This window comes from Streptomyces phaeoluteigriseus (assembly GCF_001896135.2).
GTDB lineage: Bacteria > Actinomycetota > Actinomycetes > Streptomycetales > Streptomycetaceae > Streptomyces > Streptomyces phaeoluteigriseus.
Genome location: NZ_MPOH02000015.1, coordinates 268332 through 289410 on the forward strand (window position 1 = coordinate 268332; position 21079 = coordinate 289410).

Annotated in this window: 11 protein-coding genes and 6 pseudogenes; 8 read left to right on the forward strand and 9 right to left on the reverse strand. The window is 74.0% G+C overall.

Going from position 1 to position 21079, the window contains the following annotated elements; all coding sequences use genetic code 11:
- Positions 1-88: 88 nt before the first annotated feature.
- Positions 89-214, forward strand: a pseudogene (locus tag BM536_RS42970) (GMC oxidoreductase); the annotation flags it as partial.
- A gap of 70 nt (positions 215-284) precedes the next feature.
- Here BM536_RS42970 and BM536_RS19080 read toward each other — a convergent pair.
- From BM536_RS19080 to BM536_RS19095, 4 genes and pseudogenes are all read right to left on the reverse strand, one after another.
- A pseudogene (locus BM536_RS19080) lies at positions 285-4896 on the reverse strand (coiled-coil domain-containing protein).
- A 174-nt stretch (positions 4897-5070) separates the two neighbouring features.
- A complete protein-coding gene (locus BM536_RS19085; RefSeq protein WP_094103249.1) occupies positions 5071-5946 on the reverse strand; it encodes a hypothetical protein in 876 nt (291 codons plus the stop codon).
- A 52-nt stretch (positions 5947-5998) separates the two neighbouring features.
- The gene (locus BM536_RS19090) at positions 5999-7525 is read right to left on the reverse strand and encodes a hypothetical protein (RefSeq protein ID WP_073492905.1); all 1527 of its coding nucleotides are present in this window, start codon (positions 7523-7525) and stop codon (positions 5999-6001) included.
- Positions 7526-7682: 157 nt separating this feature from the next.
- Positions 7683-8387, reverse strand: coding sequence for a GntR family transcriptional regulator (locus tag BM536_RS19095; protein WP_073492903.1), 705 nt, complete (start codon positions 8385-8387; stop codon positions 7683-7685).
- A gap of 158 nt (positions 8388-8545) precedes the next feature.
- Between BM536_RS19095 and BM536_RS19100 the strand changes: the two genes are divergently transcribed.
- From BM536_RS19100 to BM536_RS19120, 5 genes and pseudogenes are all read left to right on the forward strand, one after another.
- A complete protein-coding gene (locus BM536_RS19100) occupies positions 8546-9847 on the forward strand; it encodes an MFS transporter (protein WP_073492901.1) in 1302 nt (433 codons plus the stop codon).
- Entirely contained in the window at positions 9844-10674 is an 831-nt protein-coding gene (locus tag BM536_RS19105; protein ID WP_211362910.1) for a putative hydro-lyase, read from the forward strand. Before BM536_RS19100 ends, BM536_RS19105 begins: the two co-directional genes overlap by 4 nt.
- Before the next feature lie 12 nt (positions 10675-10686).
- Positions 10687-11439, forward strand: coding sequence for a LamB/YcsF family protein (locus tag BM536_RS19110; RefSeq protein ID WP_094103250.1), 753 nt, complete (start codon positions 10687-10689; stop codon positions 11437-11439).
- Positions 11436-12062 (forward strand): 5-oxoprolinase subunit PxpB, encoded by a 627-nt coding sequence (gene pxpB / locus BM536_RS19115; RefSeq protein WP_094103251.1) that lies wholly within the window; start codon positions 11436-11438, stop codon positions 12060-12062. The genes BM536_RS19110 and pxpB overlap by 4 nt, the downstream gene beginning before the upstream one ends.
- A gap of 186 nt (positions 12063-12248) precedes the next feature.
- Positions 12249-13117 (forward strand): annotated as a pseudogene (locus BM536_RS19120) (5-oxoprolinase subunit C family protein).
- 20 nt (positions 13118-13137) lie between these two features.
- Here the strand turns inward: BM536_RS19120 and BM536_RS19125 are convergent.
- From BM536_RS19125 to BM536_RS19145, 5 genes and pseudogenes are all read right to left on the reverse strand, one after another.
- The gene (locus tag BM536_RS19125) at positions 13138-13998 is read right to left on the reverse strand and encodes an SGNH/GDSL hydrolase family protein (RefSeq protein ID WP_094103252.1); all 861 of its coding nucleotides are present in this window, start codon (positions 13996-13998) and stop codon (positions 13138-13140) included.
- A gap of 368 nt (positions 13999-14366) precedes the next feature.
- Positions 14367-15495, reverse strand: a pseudogene (locus BM536_RS44405) (glycosyltransferase); the annotation flags it as partial.
- Positions 15492-16618 (reverse strand): annotated as a pseudogene (locus BM536_RS19135) (glycosyltransferase family 4 protein). The pseudogenes BM536_RS44405 and BM536_RS19135, both read right to left, overlap by 4 nt.
- A 168-nt stretch (positions 16619-16786) precedes the next feature.
- Positions 16787-18208, reverse strand: coding sequence for a hypothetical protein (locus BM536_RS19140; protein WP_094103492.1), 1422 nt, complete (start codon positions 18206-18208; stop codon positions 16787-16789).
- Positions 18209-18531: 323 nt separating this feature from the next.
- Entirely contained in the window at positions 18532-18924 is a 393-nt protein-coding gene (locus BM536_RS19145; RefSeq protein WP_073492898.1) for an ankyrin repeat domain-containing protein, read from the reverse strand.
- A gap of 263 nt (positions 18925-19187) precedes the next feature.
- Here BM536_RS19145 and BM536_RS19150 point away from each other — a divergent pair, with 263 nt between their 5' ends.
- Both BM536_RS19150 and BM536_RS19155 read left to right on the forward strand, forming a co-directional pair.
- Positions 19188-19382 (forward strand): hypothetical protein, encoded by a 195-nt coding sequence (locus BM536_RS19150; protein ID WP_073492896.1) that lies wholly within the window; start codon positions 19188-19190, stop codon positions 19380-19382.
- 53 nt (positions 19383-19435) lie between these two features.
- Positions 19436-21001: pseudogene (locus BM536_RS19155) on the forward strand (ATP-binding protein).
- Positions 21002-21079 lie beyond the last annotated feature (78 nt).

The window sequence follows — 21079 nt, forward strand, 5'->3', positions numbered from 1 at the left end:
GACGGTCGACGGAGAGCACGGCGGTCGTGCGGCCGTCGCGTTCGTACAGGGCGGGGAAGCCACCGTCGGCGCGGGAGCGCTGCCGGTGGTCAAGGGGGTCGAAGGGCTGCGCGTCGCGGACGGGTCGGTCATGCCCGACCTGGTCGCGGTCAATCCGTGCATCACGACGATGGTGATCGGCGAGAAGTGCGCGGATCTCCTGCGGGAGGACGCGCGGACGGTCCAGGGGCGGGGGAACTGCGTGACCGGCCAGGGTCGGGGCGGCAGTTCCCCCTGCCGTGCGGCTACGGGGCGCTCGGCGCCGCGCGCCTGTACATCCGGGTCGCCGTGATCTCGCTGTGCCCCGCTTCGCCGGAGGAGGCCTGTGGCAGCCCCGGGCGCAGGTGTTCCTCCACGCTGATGTACTTCAGGCCGGCCCGGAGGTCGGCGTCGTTGCGCAGGCGGATGACCAGCGGGAACTCGGCCAGTGCCGTCGTGTCGAAGAGGCCCGTGGTGTAGAGGAGCTGCACGCCGAGGGCGTCCGAGACCGCGCGCTGGAGTTCCAGAAGGTAGGTCGCGTTGGCCCGGCCGATGGGGTTGTCGAGGAACAGCGTGCCGGCGTAACGGTGCTTGTCGCGGCCCCGGTCGTTGCTCCTGAGGGCCGCCATCGTGCAGTACAGGGCGATGGCCGCGGTGAGGAGCTGGCCGCCGGAGAAGACGTCGCCCATCTGCCCGACGGGCACCCGCTCGGCGCGCAGCACGGCGTCCGGCTTGAGGATCTCGACGGCGACGCCCTTGGGCTGAAGGGCCGCGCCGACGCCCCGCAGCAGCAGGGACATGCCGTCGCGCCGCAGGTCGGAGTTCTTCTTGACGGCGGCGCGGGTGGCCTCGTCGACGACCTCGCCGAGCCGCTCGGTGAGCGTGGCCTGGTCGGGCTCCTCGAAGCGGATGCGCAGGAACTCCTGCCCGGACCACTCGCCGAGTCCCTCGGGCAGCCGGGACAGCCGCTGGGCGGAGCGCAGGGTGGCGAGAGCCGACTCCACGAGACCGCGCAGCCGGTCCACGATCGAGTCGCGGTTGCGCTCCAGCTGCTCCAACTCGTCCGTCAGGACGCGGAGCCGGGGCGCGAAGGCGTCCGCCCACTTCTGGGCGTGCTCGGGCAGCGCGGCGGCCGGCAGTTCGCGGATCTGCTGCCGTGCGGGGGTGCGCACCTGCTCGTACCGGGTGGAGTTGGCGTGCCGGACGAGGGTGTCGCTCGCCTCGCGGACGGCGGCCTCGGCGGCGGACAGGTCGGCGGCGCAGCCGCGCAGCGACCGTCGGGCCTCGGCCGCGGACTGGCGGGCCTCCTCCAGGGTGCCGGGGTAGGGCTCCGACGCCTCCTGTTCCTCCTCGGGGATGTGCTCGCGCAGCAGGTCGCGGAGCATGGCGGCGATCTCGTCGAAGCCGCCGGCCGCGTCCTCGGCGGCGCGGTGGGCGTCCCGCAGCTCGGCGTGTGCCTCCCTGGCCCGGGCCAACGCCTCGGTGCGGGAGGCGAGTTCGGTGGTGGCGGTGCGCAGCAGGGCCTGCGCGTGGTCGGCGTCGCGCGGCTGGAGCTCCTCGGGCAGTTCGGTGTGGGCGTCGCCGTCCTCCGGCGCGTGCCGTTCCGCCTCGCCGCGCAGCCGGCCGAGCTGCTCGCTCGCGGTGGACACGCGCGTCTCCAGGAGCTGGACCAGCTCCTCCGCGCGGGCGGAGGCGGCCTGCCGGGACGGTCCGTCGGAGCCGTCCGGTGACTGGAGCAACTGCTCCGCGCGCGTGCGGACCTTGTTGCTCAGCCGGTCCAGTTCCGCCAGGGCCGCGCTCTCGTCGCCTTCCGCCCGGGCCTGTTCGGCCCGCAGGTCGGCGCCGACGCCGACCTTCTCGTACAGCTGGGAGGCGGCCCGGTAGGCCTCCCGCAGGGCGGGCAGGGACGCCTTCGGCGCGCCCGGCTCGTCCTCCGGTACGTCATCGGGGGCGCCGGCGATCTCGGAGCGCTCGGCGCGCAGCGCACGCGCGGTGCGGCGGGAGTCGTCGGCGGCGCGCTGGGCGGCACGGCGGTCCTCGTCGGCGGCGCGGGCGCGCTCCAGGCAGGCCTGGGCGCGCGCCTCGGACTCGGCGGCCTCGTCGGCGAGTTCACGCAGCTTGACCTGCCAGCCGGCGCGCTCGCGCAGCCGGAAGGCGAGCCCGGCGAGGGCGTCGGCGGCGCGCCGGGCCTTCTGGGCGGTCTCCTGCCGCTCGTCGCGCACCTGCGCGGCCTCGGCGGCCGCCTCGTCGGCCTCCGCGCGCACGGTCCGTGCCTCGGCCAGCTCGGCCTCGGACTCCTCGGCGAACGCGCGCGCCTCCTCGGCGGCCCGCGCCAGTTCGGTGAGCCGCCCGGCCGCAGCCGGTGCGCCAGGAGGAGAGCCGCGCCGCCAGTTCCCGGTCCTTGCCGAGGCGGGCCGCGAGCCGGCGGATCTCCTCGTCCCGCTCCGTGGCCCGCGCGCGCAGCGTCTGCCGTTCCTCGTCGGCGGCGTGTTCGTCGTGCATGGCCGGGTTCGGCGGTACGAGGAAGACGTCACCGCTGTCGGTGCCGGGGGCCGGGGTGGGGGCGAGGAGGGCGGCGGCGGTGCCGACGGCCACGGCGGACCGGGGCAGCAGGGCGGCCTCGCCGAGCGCTTCACGCGCGCGTGCGTGCGAGTCGGGGTCGGTGATGATCACACCGTCGACCAGTTCCGGCCGGGCGGCGAGGACCCGCGCGTGGTCGACGGGGTCGACGGCCTGGGCGAGGTAGCGCCAGCCGGGCAGGGCGGGGATGCCGTGCTCGCCGAGGTACTCCACGGTGGCGAGCACGTCCGGGCCCGGCGGCAGCAGTCCGCCGTCGCCGAGCGCACCGAGGATGCGGGCGTCGTCGGCGGCGGCGGTCCGCAGCTCGAACAGCTGCCGCTCGGCGGAGGAGACCGTGTCGTCGAGCAGTTCGCGCAGCTCGTCGGCGTAGCGGTCGAGGTCCTCGGGCGTGAGTCCGGTGCCCTCGGCCTCGTCCTCCTGGCGCGGCTGCGGGATGATCCGCGGGGTCGAGGCACCGGTCACGCTCAGCAGTTCGGCCAGCCGCTCCTCGCCCGCTAGGGCCTCGGCGAGCCGGCGCTCGGCCTCGTACGACCGCGCCGCGCCCGTCGCCGCGTCGGCCGCGCGGGCCGCGGTCAGTTCGGCGCGGGACTCGGCGGAAGCGGCCTCGCGCGCGTGCTCGGCGGCCTTGCGCGAGACCTCCCGGGCGGTGTCCCAGGCTGCGACAGCGCTCTTCTCGGCGTCGCTGGCGGCGAGGGCCGCGCGCGCGGGGTCGGCGTCGGGCGCGCTGTCGTCCAGCCAGCCGGCGCGCACCGCTTCGGCGGTCTCCTGCTCGACCTCGGCGAGGCGCTGGCGCAGGTGTCCTGCCTCGCTGCGGGCGCGCTGTGCCTCGGTGGCGGCGGACGTGGCGTCGCGGTGCGCGGCCTCGCCGACCTCCTGGAGGGCCGCGGAGCGTTCCTCCTCCTCGTTGGCGAGGGTCTCGGCGTTTCCGGCGGCACCGTGCAGGGCGCGGACGAGGTCGACGGCGGCCTTGGCGCGGGCCGCGAGCGCCGGGGCGGCGTCCCGCTCGGCCTCCTGGATGGCGGCGGACACCCGGGCCACCCGGTCGGCGGCGGCGCGCTGGCGCAGGGAGACCTCGGCGGCCTGCCAGGCGGCGTGCAGGGTGCGTGCCTCGGCGAGTTCGCGTTTCTGCGCGGCGGCCGACTTCTCGGCGGCGGCGAGCGCCAGCGAGGCGTGCCGGAAGGCGAGTTCGGCGGCGATCAGCGCGCTGCGCTCGCGGGCGCTCTCGGAGTGGGTGACGGCGTAGGCGGCGGCCGTGACCCGTTGGGCCAGGTCGGCGGCGCGGGTGCGCTCCCGCAGGCCGCGCGCGGACAGTCTGCGGGCGAGGGTGCGGTTGCGGCGCTCGGCCCCGGTGTGGATGTCCCGCGCGCGTGCCCGGGCGTCGGCGGCCTGGACGATCCGCCCGAGCAGGTCCACCGAGCCGGCGGTGAAGTCCCGTTCGGCGATCAACTCGGCGCGTCGGCCCAGTTTGTTGCCGAAGCCGCTGACGAGGTCGGCGAGACCGTCGGTGTCCCGCGTGTCCGTCACCGCGCGCAGCAGCAGGTCGGTGAAGTCGGAGTCCTTCTTGACCGCGAAGAGGCCGGCCGCCTCGCCCTCGTCGGCGTTCATCTCGCGCTGGTACCGGAAGAGTTCGGGGTCCAGGCCCAGCTCGCCGAGGTGCTCGATCCACCGGTCGTGGATCTCCTCCCAGTGCACCTCCAGGTGCGGATACGCCTTGCCCGCGTCGGTGAGCGCGTCCCGGAAGCCCTTCATCGTGCGCCGCCGGCCCTGCGCGCCCGACTGGCCCTCGGCGGACGGCCGTACGGCGGTGGACTCGGCGACGGGGAGGTTGTCCAGGGTGAGCCCGGGGCCGGGCCGGAAGGAGTACCAGGCCTCGGCGAACTTCCGCGGGTCGTTGGACACCTGACGGCCGCGCCACTCGCTGACCTTGCCGACGACCACGCACTCGCCGGTCAGCACGTGCTGCCACTCCAACGCCACATGGCCGCAGTCGTCGGCGAGCAGGAACTTGCGCAGGACGCCGGAGCTGGCGCCGCCGAGGGTGTTGCGGTGGCCCGGCAGCATCACCGAGAAGATCAGCTTGAGCAGGACGGACTTGCCGCCGCCGTTCTCCAGGAACAGCACGCCCGCGGGTGCGGGCCGGCGCGGCGGGCCGACGGGCTCGTCCTCGAAGAACTCCGCCTGCGTGGGGGCGGGATCGGGCACGACCTCACCCACGCCCCGCAGGTCAAGCACGGTGTCGGCGTAGCGCGCACCGGCAGGCCCGATCGAGTAGAGGCGGACCCGGGACAGCTCGTACATGGCGGACTCTCGTAAGTCTTCGGAAGATGCGGTTGATCGGTGTATCGGTGGGTCGGTGTATCGGTGGGTCGGTGTATCGGTGTATCGGCTTCGGGATCCGGGAGCTTCTGGGTCTCCGCGGAGTTTCCGGAGGCCCTGGGAGGCTCCCGGAGGCTCCGGACGCCCCTGGGGGCTTCAGGAGTGGAACGGCAGTCCGGCGTCGGCGACCAGTTCCAGGGCGTCGGACTCCTCGGGGGGCAACAGCGTCGGCCTGCCGTCGGTGACCGGGACGACGCCCAGTTCCAGCAGCTCGGCCAGGGCCGCGCTGCCCGCCATGTCCCGGACCTGGAGCTGGTAGCGGGCGGTGGTCCGGTACGTACCGCCGCTGTCGTCGCCGGTGCGCTGGAGGAAGCCGGAGTCGGTGAGGAACGCGACGGCCTTGCCGACGATGCCGGTCGTCGAACCGGCGAGCCGGCGGGCGTCCTTGGTGGCACCGGCGGCGCTGCGTCTGGCCCAGATCCGCCAGGCCGCCTCCAGGCCCGGCGCGTCGGTCGCGGGGTCGGTGTTCTCGCCCTGCTGCTCCGCCCGCTCCTCCAGACGGCGGCAGGCCTGGCGCACGAAGGCGTCGACGCCGTTGACGCTGACCCGGCCGATGTAGCCGTCGTCGGCCAGGTCCTCGGGCCGGGGGAAGGCCATGGCGGCGACGGCGAGGTGCGCGAGGCCGTGCAGGAACCGGTCTCCGGAGTCGGCGGACGTACGACGGGCGTACTCGCCCATGCGGACGGCGAACACCGAGTCCTCCGCGGCGGTGACGGCCATCCCCGCGCGCGGGGACACCTCCAGCACGATCAGGCCCAGGCCGGTGGCCACGGCGTCCGCGAGCCGCGCGAAAGGCGGGTCCTCGCGGTAGCGCCGCAGCAGGTCCGCGTACTCCTGGTCGCGCGCGGGCTGAAGTCTGGGCTGGAGGCCGAAGGAGACGAGCCGCGCCGCGTCGGCGGCGTCGGCGGGGGTGACGACGGCGGAGGCCGGCGCGGCGGCCTCGGGTTCACTCCGGTCGACGTGCTCGGTCACGGTGTCGGCTCCTTGCTGCGGTGGTGCTCGTGCTTGCGATTCCGGGTCCGGCTCATGCTGCTTCCGTCCGGTCCGCGGCCATCCCCGCCGCGTCCAGCATCGCCATGCCCACTATCAGGTCGGCCCCGCCGAACTCCGGATCGTCCAGTTCGGTCCCGTCGTCCACGGCGAACAACAGCTTCTCCTCGCCCTGCCGGTAGGCGGTGCCGACCGCCGGGCTGGCCGCGTGCACCGCCAGCAGCGCCACCAGGTAGGGAAGTTCGGGATCTCGCCCGCGTGCCTCCGCGAGGAGCCCCGAGAGCCGCCGCGGCGCGTCCGCGGGCAGGTCCAGCAGTTCCCTCGCGGCGGCCAGCTGCTCCTCGCTGAAGCGGCTGTCGTCGGGCGTCGCGATGAGGTCCGGCTCCGGCATCTCCGCGCCGAGGTTCTCCCGCTCCACCGGCGGCGTCAGCAGCAGGTCGACCAGGTCGCCCACCCGCACGGACGCCGGTGTCCGCAGTCCCGTCCCGCGCGCGAAGAACGCGTCGGTGACCCGGACCGCCTGTTCCAGCGGCAACGGCAGCAGGGGCGCGACGAGATGGCCGTAGAGGTCCGTCCCCGAGGAGGTCATGGGGGTGGCGAAGGCCTGCCGGTCCTGCTCGGCGCGGAACAGCGGTCCGGCCTCCAGCAGCCGGGCCTGCAACTGCGTGTGGCGGCGGATGCAGTCCTTGACGATGTCGACGAGTTCGGCGGCCCGTCGTTTGTTCTCCGCGTCCTCGATCTCGTCGCGGGCCCTGCGGATGTTGGTGAGGATCGCGTTCTCGTGGCGGTAGCGGTCGGCGACGTGGTCGAGGGCCTCGGCGATCATGTCGGGCACGGCGTTGAGCCAGTCCACCGCGCGGACGTTGCGCCGGGTCGCCTCCAGAGCCCTGCGCAGCGTTTCCGAGTACTGCACGGTCCGGTAGCGGGCCTGTTCGGCGGCAAGTTGGGCGTCGGCCAGGCGACCGCGGCGGACGAGCACCTCGAGTTTGACCTCGGCGGCGATCTGCGCGCTGGTGACGTCGGTGTCGAGGGCGCCCACGAGGACGTTGACCGCCTCGTCCGTCGTACGGAGGTAGACCGTGCCGCCGTATCCGGGGACCTCCTCGATCAGCTTGAAGTCGTAGTCGCGGCGGACGTACGTGCCGTCCGGGGTGAAGGTGCCGTACACCGCGCGAAAGCCGCGGTCGACGCTGCCGACGTTGATCAGGTTCTCCAGGACCCACCTTGCGACGCGCTCGTGCTCCTCGGCCTGCCGCCCGGGGGCCTGCGCGGCGATGCGCGGGATCAGGCGGGCGACTATCTGGTCGTGGTCGGCGCCGGTGTCGAAGTCCATGTTCAGGGTGACCAGGTCGATCGCCGCGAGGGCGATCTCCGCCATGCCGTAGACCGAGTACTCGCCGGCGAGGTTGGCCTTGCGTGCGTCGAGGTCGTGGATCGGTGCGGTGCAGGCGAGCGCGCGCAGCCGCCGCGCCAGTCCCTCGTCGGCGGCCGGGCCCGGCGCGGGGCGCGGCCCCGCGCTGAGCTGGGGCGGAACACGGTCCGTCGATGCAGGCGAAGTCACGCTGCACAGACTAGGTCCTCGGTCTGACATCGACCCAAACGACGCAGAAGCGACCCACGTCACAGCGGCGCGAGACCCCCGGCAGGCCGCCCGGGAGGTTCAGCCGGAATCCGGCGGGGCGCCTCGGCCGTGCCCGCGAGAGCCGCGGCGGGAAGTCTCAGCCGCCGGAGGGATCGTCGCCCACCCGCCGCCGGTACACCTCGACGATCCGTTCCCTTGAGTCGGCCAGATACACCGCGAGCAGTTCCTCCGCCTCCACCCTGTCGCCGGCCTCGAGCGCCCGGAGGATCTGCCGGTTGCGGGCGAGGTAGGGCTCGTGCAGCCGGCGCGGGTCGTCGACGACGTGGAAGGCGAGGCGCAGTTCGGCGAAGACGCTGCGCATCAGCTCGTCGGTGCGCTCGCTGCCAGCGAGGGCGACCAGTTCCCGGTGGAAGTGGATGTTGGCGGTACCCAACGCTTTCCAGTCACCTTCGCGCGCTGCCCGCTGCCCCTCCTCCACGGCCTCGGTGAGGTTGCCCAGCGCGTACGGCGGCTGCCCCAGGCCGCGCACGACGGCGCACTCGACGAGGGTGCGCGTGCGGTAGATGTCCTCGACGTCCTCGACGGTCAGGACCCTGACGAACACCCCCCTGTTCAGTTCGTGGACCAGCAGGCGCTCGTGGGTGAGCAGCCGGAACGCCTCGCGCAGCGTGTTGCGGGACACGCCGAGAGCACCGCCGATGCTGTCCTCCGACAGCCGGGTCCCCGGCGGGAAATAGCCCTCCGCGATACGGCTTCTGAGGATGTCCGCGACACGTTCCGCCGTGCTGGTGCGGCCCAGGAGGGCGCGGTCGTCGGACAGCCCCGCCAGCTGCTCTGCCATGCCGGAATTCAACCGCAGACACGAGAACGAAACAACAGGGGTATTGAGGGATCGTTCAACGATCCTCTACCTTGCTGAGTACCTTGCTCGGCTCAGCACCATCCCGCACGGCACGGCTCAGTCCCCAGCACCCTCCGTCATCCCACTGCGAGGTGCCCATGAGCACGACCCCTCCACCACAGGCCCCCTCCACCGACACCCATCCCCCGGCAACCGAACAGGCGTCCTCCGACGGCGCGTTGGGCTGGTTGCGCACCCTGGGACCGCGCGGGCGCCGCGCCTTCGCCGGGGCCTTCGGCGGCTACGCCCTGGACTCCTACGACTACTTCACGCTGCCGCTCAGCATGGTCGCGCTGGCCGCCTACTTCGGCCTGGACAGCGGCCAGACCGGCCTGTTCACCACCGTCACGCTGGTCGCCTCCGCGGTCGGCGGCGCCCTCGCGGGTGTCCTGGCCGACCGGATCGGCCGGGTCAAGGCCCTGATGATCACGGTCATCACCTACGCCGTCTTCACCGTGGCCTGCGGCTTCGCGACCACCTACGAGACGCTGCTGCTCTTCCGCGCCCTCCAGGGTCTCGGCTTCGGCGGCGAGTGGGCCGTCGGGGCGATCCTGGTCGCCGAGTACGCGAGCGCGAAGCACCGGGGCCGCACCCTGGGTGCGATCCAGAGTTCCTGGGCCGTCGGCTGGGGCCTGGCGGCGATCATGTACACGCTCGTCTTCTCGTTCTTCGGCGACGACGTGGCCTGGCGCGTGATGTTCTGGACGGGCGCCCTGCCCGCCCTGCTCGTGGTGTGGATGCGGCGCCGCGTGCAGGACGCGCCGACGGCGGTCGCCGCGCGCGAGCGCAACGCCGGCAAGGGCTCCTTCGCGGCGATCTTCCGGGGCCGCCTGCTGCGCACGACGATCTTCGCGGGCCTGCTCTCCACAGGCGTCCAGGGCGGCTACTACACGCTGGCGACCTGGGTGCCGACGTACCTCAAGAGCGAGCGCGGTCTGTCGGTGGTCAACACGGGCGGCTATCTGACGTTCCTGATCTCCGGCGCCTTCCTCGGCTATCTGACCGGCGGGCACCTCACCGACCGGCTGGGCCGGCGCCGCAACATCTGGCTGTTCGCCCTGCTGTCGGCGGTCTGCATCCTGGCGTACGCCAACATCCCCAGCGGCGCGGACACCCTGCTGCTGATCCTCGGATTCCCGCTCGGCTTCTGCATGTCGGCCATCTTCAGCGGCTTCGGGTCCTACCTGAGCGAGCTGTACCCGACGGCCGTGCGCGGGACGGGGCAGGGCTTCACGTACAACACCGGGCGTGCCGTCGGCGCCGTCTTCCCCACCACGGTCGGCTTCCTCGCCGACAGCTGGGGCGTGGGCGGGGCCCTGGTCTTCGGCGCGATCGGGTACGGCATCGCGGCCCTGGCGCTGCTGGGGCTGCCGGAGACGCGTGGAAGGGAACTGGAGTGAAGCGCCCGATCATCGTGCAGGACCGCCCTGTGACCCTCGTCGACGAGCACGCGCGCGCGTGGAGCCCGAGCACCGCCCGGTCCCGCTTCCGGGAGGGCCTGACCGGCCCCACGGCGGGTGTCGCCGCGGGCCACACCCAGGTCAACCTGATCTCGGTGCCGGCGGACTGGGCGTACGACATGCTCCTGTTCTGCCAGCGCAACCCCAAGCCCTGCCCCGTCCTCGACGTCACCGACGCCGGCTCCTGGACGACCGTGCTGGCCGAGGGCGCGGACCTGCGCACCGACCTGCCGCGCTACCGGGTGTGGCGGGACGGCGAGCTGGTGGACGAGCCGACGGACGTGCGCGGGTACTGGCGGGACGACCTGGTGTCGTTCCTCATCGGGTGCAGCTTCACGTTCGAGTGGGCGCTGTCCGGGGCCGGTGTACCGATCCGCCATGTCGAACAGGGGCGTAACGTACCGATGTACGTGACGGGCCGCCCGTGCCGTCCGGCGGGACGGCTGCACGGCCCGCTGGTGGTGTCCATGCGGCCGGTGCCGCCGGAGCACCTGGCGGCGGCGATCCGGGAGAGCAGTCTGCTCCCGGCGGTGCACGGCAGCCCCGTACACTGCGGCGATCCGTCGGGACTGGGCATCGACGACCTCCGACGCCCCGACTTCGGGGAGCCGGTGGACGCCGAACCGGACGACATCCCGGTGTTCTGGGCCTGCGGTGTGACCCCGCAGGCCGCGGTGATGGCCTCCCGCCCGCCGTTCGCCCTCACCCACGCACCGGGACAGATGTTCCTGACCGACGCCCGTGACGAGCAGTACCGCGTGGCCTGACCAGGAGAGAGCATGATCGATCTCAACGCCGACCTCGGCGAGGGCTTCGGCCGCTGGCGGCTGACCGACGACGAGCAACTGCTGTCCGTCGTCACCAGCGCCAACGTGGCCTGCGGCTTCCACGCCGGGGACGCGGTCACCATGCGGCGGGTGTGCGACCTGGCGGCCGCACGGGGCGTGACGATCGGCGCGCAGGTCTCCTACCGCGACCTCGCCGGGTTCGGGCGGCGCGCGATGGACGTGCCGTCCGCCGAACTGGCCGCCGAGGTGGCCTACCAGATCGGCGCCCTGGAGGTCTTCGCGCGCGCGGCGGGCGCCCGGGTGGCCTACGTCAAGCCGCACGGCGCGCTCTACAACCGGGTCGTGCACGACCCCGAGCAGGCCGCGGCGGTCATCGACGGCGTGCTCCTCGCCGACGCGACACTGCCCGTGCTCGGGCTTCCCGGCTCGCGCCTGCTGGAACGGGCCGGGAAGGCGGGGCTGCCGGCCGTCACGGAGGCGTTCGCGGACCGCGCCTACACCGAGGAGGGCACCCTCGTGCCCCGCGGCCAGGACGGGGCCGTGATCAGCGACCCCGACGCCGTCGTCGAGCGCTCGCTCGGCATGGCCCGGCTGGGCGAGGTCACGTCGCGCACGGGGGTGCGCATCGAGGTACGCGCACGTTCCCTCTGCCTGCACGGCGACACGCCCGGCGCGGTGGAGCTGGCCCGCCGGGTCCGGCGGCGGCTGGAGGAATCCGGGGTGCGCGTGGAGGCGTTCGCATGAGGGCGCTGCCCGTGGGCGAGGACGCCCTGCTCGTCGAGGTGGCCTCCGGCGAGGACGTCCAGGCCCTCCACGCCGAACTGCTGCGCCGCCGCGCGGAGGGCTCACTGACCGTCCGCGAGATCGTTCCGGCGGCGCGTACGGTCCTCCTCGACGGCCTCGCCGACCCGGCCCGCTGGACCGCCGAACTGACGAGCGCCACGGTGCCGCCCGCTCCCCCGCGAACGGGCGAGGTGATCGAGCTGCCGGTGCGCTACGACGGCCCCGACCTCGCCGACGTCGCCGCCCACTGGGGCGTGTCCGCCCAGGAGGTGGCCCGCATCCACACGGCCACCGAGTTCCGCGTCGCGTTCTGCGGCTTCGCGCCCGGCTTCGGCTACCTCACCGGCCTGCCGCCGCGCTACGACGTCCCACGCCGGGCGACCCCGCGCACCGCCGTTCCGGCCGGGTCGGTGGCATTGGCGGGCCCCTACACGGGGGTCTACCCGCGCGCCTCACCGGGCGGCTGGCAGCTGATCGGCTCCACACGCGCCGTGCTGTGGGACCCCGCGCGCGTGCCGGCCGCGCTGCTGACACCGGGCACGCGCGTGCGCTTCGTCCCGGTGGACCGGGCAGGTGCGGCGTGACGGGCCCCATGCCGACGCCGCTGCCGCTGCCGCTGGCCCACGCCTACGGCAGGAGCGCCTGCGCGTCCGACGCACGGCACCCGTCAGCGTGCGCCGCCCTGCAGAGCACGCGGCGCACACCCGGCCACGCCGCCCGGGGAACCCGCGTCCGGGGGAGCACCGTATGACCGACCGGGAGAGCACCGTATGACCGACCGCGCGCTCGTCGTCGTACGCGCCGGGGCGCTCACCACCGTGCAGGACCGGGGCCGTCCCGGTCACGCCCACCTCGGGGTGCCGCGCTCCGGTGCCCTGGACGCGCCCGCGGCGGCCCTCGGCAACCGCCTGGTCGGTAACCCGCCCGAGGCCGCCGTCCTGGAGACGACGCTCACCGGCTGTGCCGTACGTGTGCGTTCCGCGGTCACCGTGGCCGTCGCCGGCGCTCCTTGCCGGGTCACCGTGGACGGCCGGCCGGCCGCCTGGGGAGCACCCGTGCTGGTGGCCGCGGGGGCAGTCCTGGACGTCGGTCCGGCCGTCTCCGGGGTACGGAGCTATGTGGCCGTGGCCGGCGGCATCGCCGTCGACCCCGTCCTCGGCAGCCGCTCGACGGACCTCCTGTCGGGACTCGGTCCGGCACCGCTGGCTGACCGCATGGTCCTGCATCTCGGGCGTGCGCGCTTCGCGCCCGCGCGCGTGGACGTCGCCCCGCAGCCCGCGCCTCCAGCGGAACTGGTCCTCCGGATCACGCCGGGTCCGCGTGACGACTGGTTCACACCGGACGCGGTCCGGCTGTTCACCTCGGGGGTGTACCGCGTGTCCGCGGCGAGCAACCGCATCGGGCTGCGCACCGAAGGACCCGCCCTGCAACGGGCGGTGACGGGCGAACTCGCCAGCGAGGGGATGGTCCTGGGCGCCGTGCAGGTCCCGCCCGACGGCAGACCGGTGGTCTTCCTGGCGGACCATCCGACCACCGGGGGGTACCCGGTGATCGGGGTGGTCCGCCCCTCCGACCTCCCGTCCGCCGCGCAGGCGCACCGGGCGTCCCGGTCCGCTTCGTGGCCGTACGCCGTCGCTGACGCACTGTCGCGCGGCGTCGCTAGGCCACGTCCGGCTGCCGCTGCGACACCGACAGGGCGGCCAGAGCCGCCGACACCGCGGCGGAGGTACGCAGGTCGAGGCGGGCGCTCGTGCCCCGCGCGCGATGACGCATCTCGTCGACGGCCAGGGCCAGCAGCTGCGGCACCAGGTCGGTGCACCTGCGGGCCACCCAGCCGGTGCCGGCCGTCGCCAGCCACCACAGGCCGGCCGACCTCGTGGGCACCGGGGACTGCGGCTCGGGTGAAGGAGCCGGCCCGGTCGCGAGCCCCGCCCCGGCCAGCAGCGCGTGGAAGCGCACGGCCAGTTGTCGGTGGCCCCGCTCGCCGGGGTGGAGCCGGTCCGCGCTCCACATCGCGCGGTCCGTCAGCCACGCGCCCTCCGACGCGTGCAGGTGGACGGCGCCGTAGCGGTCGGAGAGCGCGTGGACGACAGCGTTGACGGCGCGCTGCCGCCGGGCGAGCGGGCGGGCGAGGGCGCCGGGCAGCCCGAGCATCGCGCCGGGGTCGGGCAGACACGCGGTGAGGAGCACCGCGCCCTGCTCGGCGACCGCGCCGTACACCGTGTCGAGGCGGGCGGCGACGGCGTGGATGTCGAAGGTGCAGCGCAGGGTGTCGTTGACGCCCACGAGGACGGAGACGATGTCGGGGCGCAGCGCCAGCGCGTCGGGAAGCTGCCGCTCCGCCACGTCCCGCGTCTGCGCCCCGCTGACCGCGAGGTTGGTGAACTCCACGGCCGCATCCGGCCCCACGGTGAGTCCGCCGGCGAGCAGCGCGGCCCAGCCGCGCCACACCGCACCGACCGGGTCGCCGACGCCCTCGGTGAGCGAATCCCCGAGGCCCACGAAACGGACGGGTCTCATCCCAGCCCTCCGGCGACGACGGGACGGGACGGTACCGTCCCGTCGTGCACGTCGGGACGGACCGCTGGCGCCGCCCCACCCACGTCGGAACGGACCGGCAGCGCCGCCCCACCCACATCAGAACCAACCGGCAGCGCCGCCCCACCCGCACGTCGGAACCGAACCGGCAGCGCCGCCCCACCCGCGTCGGAACGAACCCGTTCCGTCCCCTCGCCCGCGTCAGAACGAACCCGTTCCGTCCCATCGTCCGCGTCTGAGCGGGCCAACACCGTCCCACCCCCCACGCCGGAAAGAGCCGCCGCCGTCCAGTCGTCGCCCACCCCAGAGGGAAACGCCCCCGTCCTGTCGTCGCCCACCCCCGGGCCACTCAACACCCCCGCGTCATGCGCCGCCAGGAACGCCTTCACCGCCGTCCCCCACCCGAAGCATTCCGCACGCCCGCGTGCGCCTCGCGCCGCTCGACCGGCGGCCGCTCCAGCAGCGCCTCCACCGCGTCCGCGAACGCGTCCCCGTGGTCCGCCGCGGTCGTCCCCGCGGCACCGATCACCTCGGGCAGTGCCGAGGAGGCGCTGGCGACCACGGGTGTGCCGCAGGCCATGGCCTCCAGCGCGGCGAGCCCGAACGTCTCCGCGGGCCCCGGTGCCAGACACACGTCGGCGGAGGCCTGGAGTGCGCCCAGCAGGCCGCGGTCGGAGACATGCCCCAGGAAGACGACCGGCAGCCCGCGGTCCCGTGCCCGCTGTTCGAGCCGGCCCCGCAGCGGCCCGTCCCCGGCCACGACCAGCACCGCGCGCGTGCCGCGGCGCACCAGGGACTCCAGCGCGTCCAGCGCCGTACCGGGGCGTTTCTCCACGGACAGGCGGGTGCACGTCACGAGCAGCATCTGGTCGTCGCGGGCGTACCGGGCCCGCAGTCCCGTGTCGGCCAGCGTGGGGTGGCGTTCGGTCAGGTCGACGCCGAGCGGCGCCCGCACCACGTTCCGGGCGCCGATCCGCACGAACTCCCGCTCGGCGTACTCGGTCGTGCAGACCACGCGCGCGTAGGTGTGCGCCGTACGGATGTTGAGCGAGTCGGCGGCCCGCCGGGCTGCCCCCTCGGACAGACCCCACGTGCGCAGCACCCCGTCGGCGTCTCGTGGGAGACCATCACGGCGGGCACCCGGGCGCGCCGCGCCCACTTGCCGGTCCAGCGCAGCGTCGTACGGTCGGAGACTTCCAGGCGGTCCGGTGCCAGGTGCGCGAGCAGGCCGGCGACGCGCCGCTTGTCGGTGAGGACGCGGTAGCCGCCGGTGCCGGGCAGCAGGGGTCCGGGCAGGGTGATCACCCTGCCCTGTTCGGTGTCGCGGTCGCTCGCCCGGTCGCCGGGCACGACCAGGACCGGTTCGTGTCCGGCGGCGCGATAGCCCTTGCCCAGCTCGCGCAGCGCCGTGCGCAGTCCGCCCGATGCGGGTGCGACGAAGTTGGCGAGACGGACGATGCGCAGCGGCCCGGCGCTCATGCGGCCACCACCAGGCGGCGCGCGGCGAGCACATCGCCGTAGTGGCCGATCAGCTGGTCACCGACGGCGGCCCAGGTGCGGCCCTCGACCATGGCCCGTCCGGCGTCCCCGTAGGCCGTCCGGCGGGCGGGGTCGGCGGCCAGGGCGGCGACCGCGTCACGCACGGCGCCGGCGTCGCGCGGCGGGACGAGCAGCCCGCTGCGCCCGTGGGCGACCAGGTCCAGCGGTCCGCCGGCGGCGGGCGCGACGACCGGGACACCGCTCGCCATGGCCTCCTGCACCGTCTGGCAGAACGTCTCGAAGGGGCCGGTGTGCGTGAAGACGTCCAGCGAGGCGAAGATGCGGGCGAGTTCGTCACCGGTGCGGCGGCCGAGGAAGACGGCGCCCGGAAGCGCCTCGTCCAGTCCCGGCCGGCTGGGCCCGTCGCCCACCACCACGACCCGCACGCCGTCCAGACCGCAGACGCCGGCGAGGAGTTCGACCTGCTTCTCCGGGGCGAGCCGCCCGACGTAGCCGACGATCACCTCGCCGTTCGGCGCGAGTTCACGGCGCAGCGCGTCATCGCGGAGGTCGGGGCGGAACCGGACGGTGTCCACGCCTCGTGGCCACAGCTTGACCCGGGGCACGGCGTGCGTGCCGAGGTCGTGCAGGGCGGCGCTGGAGGGGGCGAGGGTGAGGTCGGCGGCGGCGTGCACGGAGCGGATGCGGCGCCAGGCGCCGCCTCGCCCGCGTGTACGTAGGTGCGGGCGTAGCCGGCCAGGTCGGTCTGGTAGACGGCGACGGCGGGGATGCCGAGCCGGGCGGCGGCTGCCATGCCGCGCACGCCGAGGATGAAGGGGCTGGCCAGGTGGACCATGTCGGCCCGGTGTTCGACGAGGGCCGCGGCGACGCGCCGGCTGGGGAGGGCGACGCGGACCTGGGGATAGCCCGGGAGCGGGAGGGAGGGGACACGGATGACGGGACAGGGCGCCTCGGCGTCCGGCCCGGGACCGGCCGCGGTGGCCGGTGCGACGACTAGCGGAAGGTGACCGCGATCTACGAGGTGCCGGGCGGTCTGGAGCGCGCAGTGGGCCACGCCGTTCACGTCGGGGGGAAAGGATTCGGTCACGATGACGACACGCATACGGGTGTTGTCGCCTCGCTGGACGTGGACGCGTCAACGTGGATCTTTCCGGACGACAAACGTCCCATGAGCGTTGCGCTGCACGCCCGAGCGGGTCAGACGGCGGCCATGCCCGTCCGACCCGCGGGTCACCCGCCGTTCACCCGGCGGGTACGCCTCTGCCGTCGATCACATCGCTGAGGCGGCGTCCGGTCCGATCCGGCCGCGTACGGCCGTCTGGACCTCGTCCTCCTCGGCCGGGTCGGCGGCGAGGCGGCGGAGCCGCTCCACGACCCGGGCGTCGCCGGTCTCGGCGTGCCGGGCGGCGATCTCGCGGGTGGTCTCCTCGCAGTCCCACAAGCACTCGACGGCGAAGCCGGCGGCGAAGGAGGGGTCGGTGACGGCGAGCGCGCGGGCGCAGCGCCCGCGCAGATGGGACGAGGCGGTCTCGCGGTAGATGTGGCGCAGCACCGGGGCGGCGCAGGCGATGCCCAGCCGTCCGGCGCCGTCGACCAGGGTCCACAGGGTCGGCGCGTCGCAGCCCTCACCGCGCACGGCCTCGCGCAGGGCGTCGAGGACCAGGTCGCGGTCACGGCCGGTGCCCCGGCAGGCGAGCACCCGCCCGGCGGCGGCCCCGAGGGCGTCGGGCCGGTGGACCCAGCCGCGGGCCCGGTCGACCGCGGCGATGCTGCGCATGCGTTCGAAGGCGTCGACGGCGGCCTCCACGACGACGCTGCCGCCCGTCGCCACGGCCTGTTCGATCAGGTCGGGGGCCTGGGGGTCGTCGTGATCGGCGAGATAGCGAAGGGCGGTGCACCGGGCTCCATCGGTGCCGTCCTGTGCGGCCTGGACGATCTCCGCGCGGTCCTCGGGCCCGGCCACGGCGGTGAGGCAGCGGGCGGCGGGGACATGGAGCGCGGCACCCCGTTCGATGCCTTGCTGGGCCCATTCGAAGACGGCCCGCACGCTCCAGCCGGGGCGGGGCCCGGTGGGACTCATCTGCCGCTGCCAGCGGTCGAAGCAGCCGGCTTCCTGGGCGGCACGCACGCGTGCGGAGACGTACTCGCGGGGATCCTCGGCCCACAGCCGCCAGGGCCGTGGCTCGAAAGCGTCCCGTACGACGGCGGCGAGTTCGGCCTCGCCCTCGGCGTCGGTGCCGAACCGCGCGAGCACGGGTGCGGCGAGGGCCCGCAGGCCGGCGTCGTCGTCGCGCAGGGCGAGTTCGTCGAGGGCCCAGGCCCAGTTGGAGCCCGACGCGGCGTATCTGCGGAGCAGGTCGAGGGCGTCCCGCCTGCCGTAGGAGGCGAGGTGGCCGAGGACGGCCAGGGACAGGCCCGTGCGGCTCTCCTCGGTGTCGAAGGCGTCCTCGACGTCGAAGAGGTGCGCCTCGATCTCGTCGAGTCCGCCGTTGAGGTCGACGTAGAGACGGGCGTAGTAGAGGGAGCGGTTCTCCACCTGCCAGTCGTGGCGCGGATCGCGCAGCACACAGTGGTCGAGTGCCGCGAGCGCCTCGGAGCGGGGGGCGGTGAGCGCGTGCAGTGTGCCGTCGCCGCGGCCCCGCTGGAGCAGGCCGAGCAGCGTGCCGCTGGGCGCTATGAACGGATCGAACATGGGAAACAGCCTCACATCAAGCGTCGACGCAACCGGGGACGTGCATTACCTGGCCGCGTGACAACACGTCGGGGCGCCCGCCGTTTCCTGCTTGCTGTAAGCCATCTTCCTCTGCCTCTCGTCGGTGGCCCATGCGGACCGCATCACGGCCCGCGCGGTGCGGCAGCACCTGCCCGGCCATCGCGTCCGTGAATCACGTCGTCATGATGACTCGGCAGCTCAGCCTGCCGCGACCGAAATTTCCGGCGGCCCCGTACCGCCTCCCCCGTGGTCGTCGTTTTACCTGGTCAGGAACTGTGTTCCGCCCGCTGGGGAACTCCGGCTCATAGCATGCCGAACAGCTCCAGAAGCTCTGTCTTGCCGAACATGCGGGCCGTGTCGGCGGCCGAGGGGGTGCCCGCGGCCGGGTCGGCGCCGGCCTCCAGGAGCGCCTTGATGACGTCCGTCTCCCCCTTGAAGACCGCCCCGGCGAGCGGGGTCTGGCCCCGGTCGTTGATCCGGTCCGCCTCGGCTCCCCGGGCCAGCAGCGCCCGGACCGCCTCGGCGTGGCCGTGGTAGGCGGCGAGCATCACGAGCGAGTCGCCGCGGTCGTTGGTGAGGTTGGCCGGCACGCCCGCGTCGAGGTAGGCCACGAGCGCCTCGGTCTGTCCCCGGCGGGCAAGATCGAAGATCTTGGTCGCCAGTTCCACGACCTCGGGGTCGGGGACTTCGGTCATCGCCGGACCGCCTCTCGTTGCAACCGTTCAGGTGAATCGCCAGGGTACTGGCTCCCCGGACACATGTCGGGACCCGCCGGAGGCAACGATCACGGCGGGACGCGTTCACCGCAACTCTCCCGCCTCGCACGGCCCGACAGGATCGCCACCGTTCGGGGGAAATCCCACGAATTTCACCCAGTTGCACCTTTTATCGTATGGATACATCCTGTGAGCCTGGAAGTACTCATGGTGACTGTCCCCCGCGAACCAGGAGAACAGAAATGATCCTGTCCATCTCAGGCGTGGTCCTGCTCGGCATCATCGTCTTCCTCTTCTTCCGAAAGGACGGGCTCAAGGCGTCGCACGGCGTCGTCTGCGCCCTGTTCGGCTTCTACCTGGCGAGTACGGCCATCGCCCCGAGCATCAAGGCCGGGGGCGAGAGCCTGGCCAGCCTCCTCGGCGGCATCAAGTTCTGACGCCGCCTCTCCCCGCCGTCCGTCCCTTCCGTACGCACCTCCAGGAGACAGCAGTGGCCCGGCGCCCCCTTCCCCGCATCCTGAGCACAGGCAGCGCGCAGATCGCCCGGAGCCGGGAGCTGGCCCGGACGGCGGCCGACAGCGCCACCGACATCCTCCACCCACTGATCACGGTCACCCGCGGTCTGCGCCGGCTGGCCTCGGCCGGGCGGCGCAAGTGGGCCGAGACCCCCAAGGACAGGCGTGGGCCGCTGCTGTTCCTGGTGGCCTCGGTGGTCCTTGTCGTGGCGCTCGTACCGTACGGTCCGCTGCTCGCCGTCGTCACCGTGATGGCGGCAGCCGCCTGGCAGGGCCGGGACCGCACCCCACCGGCTCCCGACGGCCCCGACGAGTCGCAGATCCAGCGGCTCCAGGCGCTGTACGACGCCCTGGTGCCGTACTTCTCCACGGCGGAGGACCCTTCTCCCCTCTACGCCCACGGCGGCGAGTGGGAGAAGGCCTTCCCGTCGTACGAGTTCGACGGCCCGGGCCGATCACCAGCTGGAGATCCGCTACCCCGCGTACTTCCCGGACGGCGAGCCCGAGGCACGCGCGCGTGTCGAGCACCTGCTCGCGGCCAAGTCCGGCCGGGGCCGCGAGTACCACTTCGCCTGGGACGAGGAGGCAACGCGCTCACCGTGTCGGTGCTCGCCCCGCTCCCCACCGATCTCGCCGCCCAGCGCTTCGTGACCGCGCCCGGCGAGACCGTCCTCGGCTTCACCGACCCCTCCCAGGTCCAGCGCACGCTCCCCCTCACCCACGGCGAGGAGCAGCGCGACGTCCCACCCGTCGTGTGGCGCACCGGCATCCGCTCCACCGAGCCACACCTCCTGGCGGTCGGTCAGCCAGGCAGCGGCACCTCGACCCTGCTGCGCTCGATCGCCCTCCAGGCGCTGCGCCACGGCGACGTCCTGGTCCTCGACGGCGGCGGCACCGGCGAGTACGCCTGCCTGACCGGCCGGGACGGTGTGCTGGGCGTCGAGGTCGGGCTCGCCGGAGCGCTGGCCAGCCTGGAGTGGGCGGCGCACGAGACCGAGCGCCGCCTGATCGCCGCCAACCGCGCCCGGCAGGAGGGCCACCCCCCGCCGGACGACACCAGGCGCCCCCTGTGGATCCTGCTCGACCGTCCCACGGCGTTCACCCACCTCGCCGACGCAGACGGCCGCAAGGATCCGCAGGCGCTCCTCCAGGTTCCCCTCCGTCACGGCCGCGCCGCCCAGGTGACGGTGGTGGTGGCCGAACAGTTCGACAGCCTCGACACACTGAGCGACGCCGTACGACAGCACACGCGCGCGCGGGTCGTCCTCGGGCCCGCCCCGGCCAGGCTGCTGGAGGCGGTCCTGGGCGTCCGCCCGCACACCACTGCCGCCGAGCACGTTCCACCCGGGCGCGGGTACGCCCGGCTGGGCACCGGCCCGGCACACCGACTCCAGGTGCCGGCCACTCCGGACCCGTACGACGACGCCACCAGCGACGCGCACCGGCAGGCGGTGCTGGACCTGCTGCCGCCCCGGACGACCCCGGCGGACGGCGAGAACCTGCCGGTGCCGGCCGAGGCCGTGGCGGCGGAGAGTTCCTAACAGGACCTGCCGCACGAACCCGCCGCAAAGCCCCGACTGACCAGCCACGGGCGGGTGATCACCCACCCGCCCACCCCC

Bases quoted from the DNA above. Each gene is read 5' to 3' on its own strand.
- BM536_RS19095 (WP_073492903.1), bottom strand. From the start codon at position 8,387: ATGGCAGAGCAGCTGGCGGGGCTGTCCGACGACCGCGCCCTCCTGGGC.
- BM536_RS19100 (WP_073492901.1), top strand. From the start codon at position 8,546: ATGAGCACGACCCCTCCACCACAGGCCCCCTCCACCGACACCCATCCC.
- BM536_RS19110 (WP_094103250.1), top strand. From the start codon at position 10,687: ATGATCGATCTCAACGCCGACCTCGGCGAGGGCTTCGGCCGCTGGCGG.
- pxpB (WP_094103251.1), top strand. From the start codon at position 11,436: ATGAGGGCGCTGCCCGTGGGCGAGGACGCCCTGCTCGTCGAGGTGGCC.
- BM536_RS19125 (WP_094103252.1), bottom strand. From the start codon at position 13,998: ATGAGACCCGTCCGTTTCGTGGGCCTCGGGGATTCGCTCACCGAGGGC.
- BM536_RS19140 (WP_094103492.1), bottom strand. From the start codon at position 18,208: ATGTTCGATCCGTTCATAGCGCCCAGCGGCACGCTGCTCGGCCTGCTC.
- BM536_RS19145 (WP_073492898.1), bottom strand. From the start codon at position 18,924: ATGACCGAAGTCCCCGACCCCGAGGTCGTGGAACTGGCGACCAAGATC.
- BM536_RS19150 (WP_073492896.1), top strand. From the start codon at position 19,188: ATGATCCTGTCCATCTCAGGCGTGGTCCTGCTCGGCATCATCGTCTTC.